The organism is Ruminococcus sp. MSJ-25, assembly GCF_018917825.1.
In the GTDB taxonomy this organism is placed as follows: Bacteria; Bacillota; Clostridia; order Oscillospirales; family Ruminococcaceae; genus Hominimerdicola; species Hominimerdicola aceti.
This window is the reverse complement of record NZ_JAHLPI010000017.1, coordinates 20,526-33,893: the sequence shown is the minus strand read 5'-3', so window position 1 is coordinate 33,893 and position 13,368 is coordinate 20,526. Positions and strand designations below refer to the sequence as shown.

The 13,368-nt window shown below is 44.7% G+C and carries 10 protein-coding genes; 7 read left to right on the top strand and 3 right to left on the bottom strand.

All coding sequences use genetic code 11. The features are described 5' to 3' along the window. Window positions 1-72: 72 nt before the first annotated feature. A complete protein-coding gene (locus tag KQH97_RS07250; RefSeq protein ID WP_117927231.1) occupies window positions 73-2,532 on the bottom strand; it encodes a glycosyl transferase in 2,460 nt (819 codons plus the stop codon). 112 nt (window positions 2,533-2,644) lie between these two features. Beyond that, window positions 2,645-3,649: an aldose 1-epimerase gene (locus tag KQH97_RS07245; protein WP_117927232.1), complete on the bottom strand. Its 1,005-nt coding sequence runs from the start codon at window positions 3,647-3,649 to the stop codon at window positions 2,645-2,647. A 273-nt stretch (window positions 3,650-3,922) separates the two neighbouring features. On the opposite strand from KQH97_RS07245, the gene KQH97_RS07240 reads away from it, so the two are divergent. The 5 genes from KQH97_RS07240 (at window position 3,923) to KQH97_RS07220 (ending at window position 8,930) form a co-directional block, all read left to right on the top strand. Next, a complete protein-coding gene (locus KQH97_RS07240; RefSeq protein ID WP_022288161.1) occupies window positions 3,923-4,129 on the top strand; it encodes a DUF378 domain-containing protein in 207 nt (68 codons plus the stop codon). A gap of 590 nt (window positions 4,130-4,719) precedes the next feature. Then, a complete protein-coding gene (locus KQH97_RS07235; protein ID WP_117927233.1) occupies window positions 4,720-5,250 on the top strand; it encodes a cysteine hydrolase family protein in 531 nt (176 codons plus the stop codon). A gap of 34 nt (window positions 5,251-5,284) precedes the next feature. Then, on the top strand, window positions 5,285-5,995 hold the full coding sequence (locus KQH97_RS07230; RefSeq protein WP_216553646.1) for an AzlC family ABC transporter permease: 711 nt from the start codon (window positions 5,285-5,287) through the stop codon (window positions 5,993-5,995). Then, entirely contained in the window at window positions 5,989-6,309 is a 321-nt protein-coding gene (locus KQH97_RS07225) for an AzlD domain-containing protein (protein ID WP_022288164.1), read from the top strand. Before KQH97_RS07230 ends, KQH97_RS07225 begins: the two co-directional genes overlap by 7 nt. A 260-nt stretch (window positions 6,310-6,569) precedes the next feature. Beyond that, on the top strand, window positions 6,570-8,930 hold the full coding sequence (locus KQH97_RS07220; RefSeq protein ID WP_117904974.1) for a phosphoketolase: 2,361 nt from the start codon (window positions 6,570-6,572) through the stop codon (window positions 8,928-8,930). Window positions 8,931-9,060: 130 nt separating this feature from the next. Here KQH97_RS07220 and KQH97_RS07215 read toward each other — a convergent pair whose 3' ends face one another. Then, window positions 9,061-9,852, bottom strand: coding sequence for a Bax inhibitor-1/YccA family protein (locus KQH97_RS07215; protein ID WP_216553645.1), 792 nt, complete (start codon window positions 9,850-9,852; stop codon window positions 9,061-9,063). Between the two features lie 179 nt (window positions 9,853-10,031). Here KQH97_RS07215 and KQH97_RS07210 point away from each other — a divergent pair, with 179 nt between their 5' ends. Together KQH97_RS07210 and KQH97_RS07205 are read left to right on the top strand one after the other, a co-directional pair. Further along, window positions 10,032-12,713: a cation-translocating P-type ATPase gene (locus KQH97_RS07210; RefSeq protein WP_367614664.1), complete on the top strand. Its 2,682-nt coding sequence runs from the start codon at window positions 10,032-10,034 to the stop codon at window positions 12,711-12,713. Between the two features lie 65 nt (window positions 12,714-12,778). Continuing rightward, on the top strand, window positions 12,779-13,360 hold the full coding sequence (locus KQH97_RS07205) for a helix-turn-helix domain-containing protein (RefSeq protein ID WP_216553644.1): 582 nt from the start codon (window positions 12,779-12,781) through the stop codon (window positions 13,358-13,360). The last annotated feature ends 8 nt before the right edge of the window (window positions 13,361-13,368 follow it).

Below are 13,368 nucleotides of genomic sequence, written 5' to 3'. Positions count from 1 at the left end.
CGGCTAAATTTTTGGATATAAAAAAGGACGGCACACAAAGTACCGTCCTTTGATTTTTTATGAGAGTATGGCTTAGCCCATTACTACCTCAACATTTACTGTTGCACCATTTTCAGCTACAGGGAGAACATTGCCCTCTACTGCCTTGCCGTCAACAGTTACGCTCTTTACGCCCTTGCAAACGTGGTCAGGGTTCTTAACAGTGATGTTGTATGTTGCACCTCTGTACTGACGTGTTGCTGTCATGCCGTCCCACTCGTGAGGGATAGATGGATCTATCTTCAAGCCGTCAAAGTCAGCCTGTACTCCGAGAATGTACTGTGAGATAGCTACCATGTTCCATGCGGCTGTACCTGTGAGCCAGCTATTCTTGCCCTCGCCGAATCTGCTTGCGTCCTTACCAGCTATCATCTGACCGTATACATAAGGCTCTGTCTTATGAAGATCAGATATTTCCTCGTTGAATGCAGGAGCTATCTTGCTGTAATACTCGAACGCCTTGTCGCCTCTGCCTGCGTATGCTTCTGCACAGATTATCCATGCGTTGTTGTGTGTGAAGATACCGGCATTCTCCTTATATCCGCCCGGATATGTGGATATCTCACCATACTGGATATAATACTTTGAGTATGCAGGGTTGTTAAGAACAAGACCATACTTTGTATTGAGGTACTTGTCGATAGAATCAAGTGTCTTGATGTCAGCGCCCTCGTCCTTGCCTATTTCAGACATAACTGCGAAGCCCTGTGGCTCGATGAATATCTTACCCTCTTCACATTCCTTAGAACCCATTTTTGCGCCTGTGGAATCGTAAGCTCTCAGGAACCAATCGCCGTCAAATGCAGATTCCATAACGTTCTTCTTCATCTTGTCTATCTCAGCCTGTGCTGCGGCAGCCTCATCGTCCTTGCCAAGGTGCTTGAGGATAGACACATAGTTAGGACCTGTGTATGTAAAGAGTGTTGCCACCATTACAGACTCAGCTACCTTTGAGTAGCCGCCCTCGGCTGCAAACTTAGGATTTGTATAAGTCTGGAAGCTCTCGCCCGGAGTGTCAGAGTAACATGAAAGGTTGATACAATCGTTCCAGTCAGCTCTCATTGCAAGTGGCAGACCGTGAGGGCCAAGGTTATTTACAACGTGATAGAATGATACCTTAAGGTGGTCGAGCATTGGCTTAGCCTTTGACTCGTCATTGTCGTATGGCACCATTTCGTCAAGGATAGACCAGTCGCCAGTTTCCTTGATGTATGCGGAAACTGAAAGGATCATCCACAGTGGGTCGTCTGAGAAGTCGCCGCCGATATCGGAGTTGCCCTTCTTTGTAAGAGGCTGATACTGATGATAGCAGCCGCCGTCAGGAAGCTGTGTAGAAGCGATGTCGATGATACGCTGTCTTGCACGGTCCGGTATCTGATGAACGAAGCCGAGGATATCCTGATTGGAATCTCTGAAGCCCATTCCTCTGCCGATACCGCTCTCGAAATATGATGCGGAACGTGAGAGGTTGAATGTTACCATACACTGATACTGGTTCCAGATATTTACCATTCTGTTTACCTTGTCATCAGGTGTGTCAACATTGATAACGCTGAGAAGTCTGTCCCAAGTTGCCTTGAGTTCTTCAAGACCTGCGGCTACCTTTTCAGGAGTGTTATACTGCTCGATCATTGCGAGAGCCTTTTCCTTATTGATAGTAACGCCGTCAGCCTCGAATTTCTTGTCAACAGGCATTTCAACATAGCCGAGGATAAATACAAGAGTCTTTGACTCGCCAGGAGCAAGTGTTATCTTCTTGTAGTGTGAAGCGATAGGTGACCAGCCGTCTGCAAATGAGTTGTTAGCCTTGCCTGCTTCAACAGCCTGTGGGTTATGGAAGCCGTTATAAAGACCGATAAATGAATCTCTGTCTGTATCATAGCCGTCTATCTCGTCATTTACTGTATAGAATGCAAAGTGATCTCTTCTGTCTCTGTATTCTGTCTTGTGATAGATAGTTGAGCCTACTACCTCAACACGGCCTGTGCTGAAGTTTCTCTGGAAGTTTGTGCAGTCGTCCTGAGCGTCCCAAAGACACCACTCTGCAAATGAGAAGAATGAGAATGTTTTTTCTTCATTGCTCTCGTTTGTGAGAACTACCTGCTGAACTTCGCCGTTATAGTTCTGAGGAACAAAGAATGTAGCCTCAGCCTTAAGTCCGTTCTTCTTACCTGTGATGATAGTATAGCCCATACCATGACGGCACTCATAAGCGTCAAGCTCTGTCTTTACCGGTGACCAGCCCGGATTCCAGATAGTTTCGCCGTCTTTGATATAGAAATATCTTCCGCCCATGTCGATAGGCACGTTGTTGTAACGGTAACGAGTTATTCTTCTCAGTCTTGCGTCCTTATAGAAGGAATAGCCTCCTGCTGTGTTGGAGATAAGTGAGAAGAACTCCTGTGTGCCAAGATAGTTTATCCATGGATATGGCGTTCTTGGATTGCTGATGACATATTCCTTTTTCACGTCATCAAAATGACCAAATTTCATCAATAATTTCCACCTTTCGTATTTTATCTATTGTTAATTAATTTCTTAATTATAACCCATACAAATGCATATATCAATGGGTGACCTCAGTTCACCCCTACTGCATTTTCTATTATTCAGTAAAGAATCTCTGCCAGCACTTGAATGTGTGACCCTTTGTTATCTCCTCATATCCGCTCACTTCGTTAGGCAGGCTGAGATTAGGAGAGTTTATCATAGCTGTCATTGGTTCAGGGCAGAAATATCCTTTATTGCCCTTATCGTTCCACATATTCCAGAACTTAAATTCTTTTGACACCTCGTTGCAAACCTTATGACCATTGTCAGTATCCACAACATAAGAGCCATAGAAGTCCTTACCGTCAAGCTTGTTCATGCCTGCGGTGTACATATCGTTTGAGATATTATGCAGGGTAGGCATTTTTGTACCCTCTTTATATTCAAGGTCTTTCTTTTTAAGAGGCAAAAGCTTTTCTGTTGGCAGACATCTCTTGTCAAGCTCGCACTTTTCGATTATCGGCACGCACATTCTCATTGATTCCTCCCTGCCGCCGTCGCACATTGGCGCATTAAGGCAGGTATGAGTACATATGGAAACAGGCAGAGCCTTGTCGCTGTTGTTTGTCAGGTATATCTCCTGCAAAAGACCGTTTTCAGAAAGCGTAAACGTATAGGATATTTTAAAATCCACCGGAAAATAAGAATACATCTCGTCATTCTTGTCAAAGGTATAAGAAGTAACAAGCACAGCTTTTTTATCCTGTGTTGAATAACACTCTATTTCGTGTTCTCTCTTATGCACCCAGCCATGGATAAAATTATCAAGCTTTTTCTCATTTACAGGCATTTGATACACTGCGTCAGAGGTCTTTATAATGCCCTTATCAAAGCGATTAGGCAAGAAAAGAGTAGGCAGTCCCCATATCTCTCTCGCCTTATTTATAGTCTTGAGAGTGCAGTCATCACGATATCTGAACACCTCTATGCCGTTTTCCTCGTCACGAAGCCTCAGCACAGCAGCACCAAGTTTTGGTGCGATAACGCAGGAATACTTTCCCGACTGCATTCTGACACATTCCGTATCTTTAAACATGAATTTAAGGTCTATATTATTCAAAAAAGTAACGCCCCCATAATGCAAAGCGATGATCTGCTCCCGCCTTACCATACATTTTTACTTAAACGATTAACATACAATTATTATAACATAGCCCGTCGCTTTTGTCTAGTACAAAACGCAGATTTTTATATAGAATTTTCGATGTGTTTTTTAGTAGTTTTTTACCAAACGTTCAATGAATAATCCAAAAAAATATGACAATACTACAATTAACAGCCCGCTGACAGACGGACTGCTCTATATTTTAAACAATCAAAGGAGGAGTTTCTCATGATAGATAGGATCGCACTGCTGCTTCTCATAATAGGCGGCATAAACTGGGGGCTTGTGGGCATTTTCCAGTTCGACCTTGTGGCATTTCTTTTCGGAGGCGCTGCAGCGATACTAAGCAGGATCATCTACGTTTTGGTAGCTATTTCGGCTATCTGGTGCATTTCACTGTTTTTCAAAGACAACAGACTTGTCACCGAGCAGTAGTCCCCTGCAGGTCATGACAGCAGGAGAGGGAGCTTGTTTCAGAGGGCAGCATTTTATCACGGGTTTGCCTGCTGCATATTCTAAAATCGGCTCTCTTTCCTGCTGTCATGACCTTATTTTTTTGCTTTAAACATTAAAATTTGAACATCGCAGACACTAAAAATGGATAAGATATTTTACTTTTTTAAGTCGAATTAAGTTCAGACCTCACGCAGATGTCATTGTTAGCATAATGTCAACGAAATATTTGTGCAAAATCCCGAATTTTCAGAAAATTAACAAGTTCTTTGCAACTTTTTCTTGACTATCGCTACAAAAGAGGTTATAATTTAATTGATGTTAAGGATATTGAACATAATTTGTTTGATTTAACATCCGTTTTGTTGTCTCCTTTCTTTTGTTCTACACATAGTTTTTTTATTTTATTTTCTGCTGAGCACCGTTGCTCAGCATTTTTTTTGCCCATTTTATGCACACGTTGAAAAATTCATATTTTAGGGTTATAATGTTACTTTATGGACTAATAAAACAATATGTCAGTTCTTACCTGTCAAAACGTTTTCGTCGTGAAAGAAAGGAGTAAATAGAATATGAGATATCTTATAGTTGTTGATATGCAGAATGATTTTGTCACGGGCAGTCTTGGTTCAAAAATGGCAGAAATGATCGTTCCTGCTGTGTGTGAAAAAATACGCAGTTACAAGGCTCAGGGCAGCACTGTATTCATGACCCTTGACACGCATTTCAAGGATTATCTTGAAACGCCTGAGGGAAAAAAGCTCCCTGTGGAGCATTGCATAAAAGGCACCGAGGGCTGGCAGCCTGAGACTCAGGTAGCTGAGGCTATCGGTGGAAGCGCAGAGGTCTATGAAAAAAGCACATTCGGCTCGGCTGAGCTTGCACAGCACCTTGCTGAAATAGCAAAGGCAGGGGACGAGATAGAGCTTTGCGGACTTTGCACAGACATTTGCGTGGTATCAAACGCTTTGCTAATAAAAGCTTTTTGTCCTGAATGCGAGGTCATAGTTGACGCAAACGCCTGCGCAGGAGTAACAGAGGAAAGCCACAAGGCGGCACTTGTTACAATGGCGTCATGTCAGTGCAGGATAGATAATTTTTGATTTGAGGGGGAACTCCGCTTCGGCGGAATGATTTATGAGTGGTTTCAAAAAAGGTCTTAAAGACGGCATACCTATTGCTTTGGGGTATCTTTCGGTATCGTTCACATTCGGACTTCAAGGCGTAAAAGGCGGTCTGAGCTGGTGGGAAACTGTGCTTATCTCTATTTGCAACGTGACCTCGGCAGGTCAGTTCGCAGGACTTGACATTATGCTGTCGGGGGGCGGTTTCTGGATAGAAATGGCTTGTGCGCAGTTTATAATCAACCTGAGATATGCACTTATGTCAATATCTCTTTCACAGAAAGCCGACAAGTCACTGTCGGGAATACACCGCTGGCTGGTAGGCTTCGGAGTGACAGACGAGATATTTATCATGGCAATGGGAAATATAGGTGAAGTTTCAAGGCAGTATATGTATGGGCTTATCGCTTTACCTGTAGCAGGCTGGTCGCTGGGGACTCTTATAGGTGCAGCGGCAGGAAAAATACTTCCTGAGATAGTCATAAGCGCACTTAGTATTGCAATATACGGAATGTTCCTTGCAATAATAATACCGCCTGCAAAGAAAAACAAGGGCATTGCAATGGCGGCGATATTTGCGGCTCTTCTTAGCTGTTGTTTCAAGTGGCTGCCTATTCTTAATAAGGTATCCGGAGGATTTTCCATAATAATCTGCACCGTTCTTTCCGCAGGAATAATGGCGGCTCTCATGCCTGTGAAAAATGAGGAGGACGGTCAATGCTGAGTATAAGAGATTTCTTCATTTATCTTTTCATTATGGCAGGAGTGACCTATCTTATTCGTGCCCTGCCGTTGGTGATATTCAAGGGCAAGATAACAAACAGATTTGTGCAAAGCTTTCTTTACTATGTGCCATATGCTGTGCTTGGGGCAATGACGTTCCCGTCCATACTATTCTCAACGGGAAACCTTGCGGCTTCCATAGCAGGACTTATAACAGCCTGCGTGCTTGCATTCAAGGAAAAAAGCCTTATCATAGTTGCGGCATTTGCCTGCCTTGCAAGCTTCTGCGTGATACTTATTTGTCAGCTTATCTAAAGTTTTGTGCAGGGGGGTGACCTGAGGTCGCCCGCTATAAATTTTGGATATTTGACAAGCTCAGACCTTTCTGCTATATGCGGAGAGGTCTTTATTATCACTGTTTTTATATAGCATATGAAATATCATAAATGGAGTATAAAATTTTCGGCTAGTTTCATATTCTTGCCTTGAAAAAAATTATAGGCTGTGATATAATTTTATTGTGTGAAAACGTTTACCGTTTTTTGAACTATGACAAAATATATGGAGGTATTGCAATGTCAGACACAATGAACATTTCTCCTGAGCTCTTGGAGAAAATGAACAGGTATTGGGAAGCTGCCAATTATCTTTCGGCAGGTCAGCTCTATCTGCTTGACAATCCGCTTCTCCGTGAGCCGCTCACAATGGATCACGTCAAGAAAAAGATAGTTGGTCACTGGGGTACTGTACCTGGTCAGAACTTTATCTATGTTCACCTTAACAGAGTCATCAAGAAATATGACCTTGACATGATCTATATTTCAGGCCCTGGTCACGGAGGAAACTTCATGGTAGCCAACACCTATCTTGAAGGCTCTTATTCTGAGGTATATCCTAACATTTCAAGAGATATTGAGGGTATGCAGAAGCTGTTCAAGCAGTTCTCTTTCCCGGGAGGAATCTCATCACACGTTGCACCTGAAACCCCAGGTTCTATAAACGAGGGCGGTGAGCTTGGTTATTCACTTGCACACTCATTCGGTGCTGTATTCGACAACCCTGACCTTATCACAACTTGCGTTGTCGGCGACGGTGAGGCTGAAACCGGTCCTCTTGCAACAGCATGGCACTCAAACAAGTTCCTGAATCCTAAGACTGACGGTGCCGTACTCCCTATACTTCACCTTAACGGCTACAAGATATCAAATCCAACTGTATTTTCAAGAATTTCTCATGAAGAGATAAAGAGCTTCTTTGAGGGCTGCGGCTGGAAGCCATACTTTGTCGAGGGCGACGATCCTATGACAATGCACAAGCTCATGGCTGAAACTCTTGACACTGTTATCGAGGAAATAAAGGCTATCCAGAAGAACGCAAGAGAAAACGGCGTTACTGAAAGACCAAAGTGGCCTATGATAATATTCCGATCACCAAAGGGCTGGACAGGTCCAAAGGTAGTAGACGGCAAGCAGATAGAGGGTACATTCAGAGCGCATCAGGTACCGATGACAATGGAAGCTCCTGAGCATTTGAAAATGCTTGAGGATTGGCTCAAGAGCTATCACCCTGAGAAGCTTTTCACAGAAGAGGGCAGACTTATCCCTGAGCTTGAGGAGCTTGCTCCTACAGGCGACAGAAGAATGGGTGCTAACCCACATGCCAACGGCGGACTTCTTCTGAGAGATCTCAGACTTCCTGATTTCAGAAAATACGGCATTGATGTGCCTGCTCCTGGTGCAGTTGAAGCACAGGATATGATAGAGCTTGGCGGATTTGTAAGAGATATATTCAAGCTTAATGAAGAAAGCAGAAACTTCCGTATCTTCGGTCCTGACGAAACAATGTCAAACAGACTTGGCAAGGTCTTTGAGGCAACAAACAGAGATTGGAACGCTGACAAGCTCGACAACGACGAGTTCCTTGCCGCTGACGGTCGTGTTATGGACTCTATGCTTTCTGAGCATATGTGCGAGGGCTGGCTGGAGGGCTATCTGCTCACAGGCCGCCATGGCTTCTTCGCAAGCTATGAGGCTTTCATAAGAATAGTTGACTCAATGTTCTCACAGCACGCTAAGTGGCTCAAAGTTACTTCACAGCTCCCATGGAGACAGAAGATAGCTTCACTTAACTACATACTTTCTTCCAACGTATGGCAGCAGGATCACAACGGATTTACACATCAGGATCCGGGTTTCCTCGATCATGTTGCAAACAAGAAAGCAGACGTTGTAAGAATGTATCTCCCACCGGACACAAACTGTCTGCTGTCATGCTTTGATCACTGCATACGTTCAAAGAACTATGTAAACGTAATGGTAACATCAAAGCACCCAAGACAGCAGTGGCTCACAATGGAGCAGGCTGTTAAGCACTGCACACAGGGTATCGGTATCTGGGAATGGGCTTCAAACGATCAGGGTCAGGAGCCTGACGTTGTTCTGGCTTGCTGCGGCGACACACCTACACTTGAAGCACTTGCAGCAGTAACTATCCTGAGAAAGAATCTTCCACAGGTAAAGATAAGATTTATCAACGTTGTTGACCTGTTCAAGCTTCAGCCACAGTCAAAACACCCACACGGACTTTCCGACGCTGATTTTGACGCACTGTTCACAAAGGACAAGCCTATCGTATTCGCATTCCACGGCTATCCTACACTTATCCACGAGCTTCTCTATCATCGTCACAACCGCAACCTTTATGTATGCGGCTACAACGAGGAGGGTACGATCACAACCCCATTCGACATGAGAGTTCAAAACGAGATAGACCGTTTCCACCTTGTTATGGAGGTTATCAAGAGACTTCCACAGCTTGGAAACACAGGTGCTTATCTCCACCAGCTTATGCAGGACAAGCTTGTTGAACACAAGCAGTATATTGCTGAGTATGGTCTTGATATGCCTGAGATCAGAGATTGGAAATGGGATATCTGATAAAAAAGCCTTTCTATTAATTAAATATACCCACACAAAAAGGGACTTCCGTTTATTCGGGAGTTCCTTTTTTGTGCATAAAAATATCCCCCGCCTTGCGACGAGGGATAAAAAGTGCTAAGTCTTTAAATTACTTTCTGTTGTTTGCTATCTTTGCAAGGAGATTCAGTATTTTAAGATAAAGATAAATAACGCCTACGATAAGACCATAGCTTGCATACCATTCATACTGAGCAGGGAGTCCCTGTTCAACTGTCATCTGAATAGTTTCAAAATCGCACATAAGAAGCGCTGCGGCGATAAGAACGCCGATAACAGCGAAAAGTATGCCGATAGGGCCGTTGTTTATTGCAACGATAGAAGCGTAGATCGCTGACTGAGGTGCGAGCCATGCAAGAAGCATGAAAAGCAATCCGCCTATGATAGAGACCCAAAGGCAGGTGATAAGAGCAGTTTTCATTCTGCTTCCCACACGAACGCCCTTTGAATAGATAACTGCAAGCACTGCAACTGTGAGAAGCGTCAGTGTAACAGCTTCAACTATTATGCCTTTCCACTGCATTGCGTAGATCATTGACATAAAGGTGAGGGCATATCCCATGCCTGCGGAATAGATAGAGCCTGTTACCGCCGTTGTTTTCGGAGCGAATGAAGCCACAAGTCCTGCTATTGCTGTTGCGATAAGAGCGCCGACAAAGATAGTATACTCAGTGGAAAAAGCCTGCGCACCGCCGCCGAAGAAGTTGTGAATGTAAAAATATGCTCCCATGCCTGCGGCGAAAACTGCAACAAAATACAAGGTCTTCATTGCAATGCCCTTATAGCTTGCCGCCTCCATGCCGTAAGTGGACTGTGCAAAAGAGCGCAGCTTTTTAACTCGTGGATTTGAATAGCTTTCAGAAAAATTATTATAATCGTTCATGAATTTGCCTCCTTTATTTTTCGCCAATATTTATTTTTTGGCTTATATACTATTATACATATTTTCTTAAAAAAGTCAATATGATTTTTCAGGCAAAAGTGCAAAGTTATTTTTTCGGACTTGTCCGCATATGATATAAACAAAGGCAAAAGCCAAAAAATCGGAAAGGAAGATACATTGTGCTGGATATACTTGAAAAGAAGCTTACGGAAAACCAGACCACAAGAAAGGGGCTAACAACTGCGGAAGCCGAAAAGCGGCTCAGTACGGACGGAGAGAACCGCCTTGCCAAAAAGAAAAAGACCTCTGCGGCGAAAATTTTTGCAGGACAGTTTCATGACGTTATGGTGATGATACTTCTTGTGTCGGTGGTGATATCCGTAGCACTTGGGCAATATGCTGACGCTGTGCCTATCGTGCTTATAGTTATCATTAACGCTGCGCTGGGATTTATTCAGGAATACCGCTGTGAAAAAACTCTGGAAAAGCTTGAAAGCATGACCGCTCCCACCGCCATGGTATATCGTGACGGCAGGCTTGTGAAAATTCCTGCATCGGAGGTCGTAGCAGGAGATGTTTTTACTCTCGAAGCAGGTGACAGAGTGCCTTGCGACGGCTACATAAACTCATCAAGGGCGTTATCATGCGACGAATCTGCACTCACCGGCGAAGCTGTGCCTGCGGTAAAGAAATGCCGTACATCTGAGATAGATTTTACCACTTTGAACAAGGATTACATGGTATATATGGGAACAGTTGTCACAAAGGGCGTTGGGGAGGTCACGGCGGTGGCAACAGGTGAGCGAAGCCAAATGGGCAGGGTCTCAACTATGCTTGATGAGATAAAAGAGCCTGAAACTCCATTGCAAAAGAAACTCGGAGAGCTTGGCAGAACTCTTGCTATCATCTGCCTTGCAGTGTGTGTGATAGTCTTTATTGCAGGCGTACTAAGGGGCGAGCCTGTTCTCAATATGGCAATGACAGGAATAACCATAGCCATTGCCGCAATACCTGAGGGCTTGCCTGCCACTGTGACAATAGCGCTTGCCCTTGCGGTCAGAAAAATGCTAAAGCGTCAAGCACTTGTACACAGGCTTCATTCAGTGGAAACACTCGGCTGTGCGACAGTAATTTGCACTGACAAGACAGGCACTGTGACAATGAACAAAATGACAGTTACTGATATTTTCACCTGCACCGAGAAAAGCCGTGCTTACGGCGTAACAAAAGAGGGAGCAAGCTTTGATGAGAAAGCCCTCAAAGCATGGGAAAGCCCTGACCTTGGCAGGATACTTTTGTGCGGTGCAGCCTGCAACAACGCAAGGCTCTGCCCTCCTGAGAAGACAAGAAAGCGTGACAGAGGCGGCAGACAAGGCGAGCTTTGTGCAGAGGGCGACCCTACAGAAACAGCTATACTCATAGCCTGCGCAAACTCAGGTATAAACGTCAGCTCCCTTGGTTACAGACGAACTGACGAGCTGCCATTTGAAAGTGAAACACGCTCCATGACGGTCATATGCGCTGACGAAAAGGGAGTTACAACGGCATTCAGGAAAGGCGCTTTTGACGTTATCATAAAAGAATGCAGCCACGTTTTTTCTGACAGCGGCGAGCTTTTGACATTTGGCGGAGCAATGAGAAAACAGGCTTTTGACAAGTGCGATGAATACGCTTCAAAAGGTCTGCGTGTGATAGCATTTTCACAGCAGGTGGACGGGGAATGGGCTTTTCTTGGACTAATGGCAATGAAAGACCCTCTCAGGGCTGAAGCCGCAAAGGCGGTGGCGGAATGTCAGCGTGCAGGCATAAAGACAGTTATGATAACAGGCGACCACAAGCTCACTGCCCAGGCTATTGCAAAAGAAGCCGGAATTATGAAAGCAGGCTCTATCGCTTTGACAGGCGACGAGCTTGACAGAATGGACGACAAACAGCTTGACGAGGTAATAGAAAACTGCCGTGTGTTCGCAAGGGTGACACCTGAACACAAGCTCAGGATAGTAAAGGCATTCAAAAGCCGTGGGCACGTTTGTGCAATGACAGGCGACGGGGTAAACGACGCACCTGCTATAAAAGAAGCCGACATAGGTGTATCAATGGGAATATCAGGTACAGAGGTCACAAAGCAGGCGGCTGACGTGATACTGCTTGACGATAATTTTGCCACCCTTGTGAACTCCGTTGAGGAGGGCAGGACCATATATCAGAACATAAGAAAATTCGTGCGCTACCTTATTTCCTGCAACATAGGAGAGGTCATTACTATGCTCGGTGGAATTTTAATGGGACTTCCTATGGTACTGCTTCCAGCGCAGATACTTCTTGTAAACCTTGTTACAGACAGCCTGCCTGCCATTGCGCTGGGGCTTGAGCCTGCGGAAAGCTCGGTAATGAAAAAGCCCCCTAGAAAAGAGGACGACAGCTTTTTCAGCGGCGGTCTTATGTGGCGTATCGTCATAAGAGGGCTTCTTATCGGTATCTGCACCCTTGCAAGCTTCACTGTTCTGCTCACTAACACCCATTCTCTCGGCACTGCAAGGACAGGTGCGCTTATAACACTTGTACTTAGTCAGCTTATCCATGTGTTTGAATGTAAATCGGAAGATAAGACACTTTTCACTGTGCCCTATCTTTCAAACCCATTCCTGCTTTTCTCTGTATTCATATCAGCGGCAGCGCTGTTTGCAGGCATATGGCTCCCTGTTCTGCAAAAGGTATTTTTCACAGCCGTTCCGAGCCTTGGAGAGTTTTTTGTGGCGGCGGCAGCGGCGGCTATCGTGCCTGTTGGGGCAGGTATAATACCAAAGCTTTTTATGGGCAAAAAATCTCCTGACGTAACAGTGAACATTGGGCAGAATTAAGTCTACGGAGAGTAGATTGACAAATCGCTTTAGGTATTATATGATATTACCATGGAGGCGATACAATGGACAATGAAAAAACAGGCAGGCTTATCCGTGATCTGCGCACTGAAAAAGGTCTGACGCAGGCTCAGCTTGCACAGCTTATACACGTCAGCGACAAGGCGGTATCAAAATGGGAAAGGGGTCTGGGCTGCCCTGACGTTTCGCTGCTTGGCACACTTTCAGAGGTGCTGGAAGTCAATATCGACAAGCTTCTTCAAGGGGAGCTTGGGGAAAATTCGGAGGCTGTTACAATGAACAAAATAAAATTCTATGTATGCGAAAAATGCGGCAGCGTTTTCACATCACTTGGGGGCGGAGAGCTTTCATGCTGCGGCAAAAAGCTTACACCCCTTACAATGAAAGACGCAGACGAGGGTCACGCCCTGAAGCTTGAAGAAGTGGAGGACGAATGGTTCGTCACCTGTCCTCACGAGATGACAAAGGGTCACTACATTTCGTTCATAGCGTTTGTATCCTATGACAGAGTGACGCTTGTCAAAACCTATCCTGAGCAGGATCTTGCAGTGAGATTTCCACAAAGCAGAGCAGGATATTTCTGCTATTACTGTACAAACGACGGTTTCTACAAATTCAAGCCGTAGCAAAAGAC

Coding starts and splice junctions, on each gene's coding strand:
- KQH97_RS07220 (WP_117904974.1), top strand. CDS start 6,570: ATGTCAGACACAATGAACATTTCTCCTGAGCTCTTGGAGAAAATGAAC.
- KQH97_RS07240 (WP_022288161.1), top strand. CDS start 3,923: ATGATAGATAGGATCGCACTGCTGCTTCTCATAATAGGCGGCATAAAC.
- KQH97_RS07230 (WP_216553646.1), top strand. CDS start 5,285: ATGAGTGGTTTCAAAAAAGGTCTTAAAGACGGCATACCTATTGCTTTG.
- KQH97_RS07235 (WP_117927233.1), top strand. CDS start 4,720: ATGAGATATCTTATAGTTGTTGATATGCAGAATGATTTTGTCACGGGC.
- KQH97_RS07205 (WP_216553644.1), top strand. CDS start 12,779: ATGGACAATGAAAAAACAGGCAGGCTTATCCGTGATCTGCGCACTGAA.
- KQH97_RS07225 (WP_022288164.1), top strand. CDS start 5,989: ATGCTGAGTATAAGAGATTTCTTCATTTATCTTTTCATTATGGCAGGA.
- KQH97_RS07215 (WP_216553645.1), bottom strand. CDS start 9,852: ATGAACGATTATAATAATTTTTCTGAAAGCTATTCAAATCCACGAGTT.
- KQH97_RS07250 (WP_117927231.1), bottom strand. CDS start 2,532: ATGAAATTTGGTCATTTTGATGACGTGAAAAAGGAATATGTCATCAGC.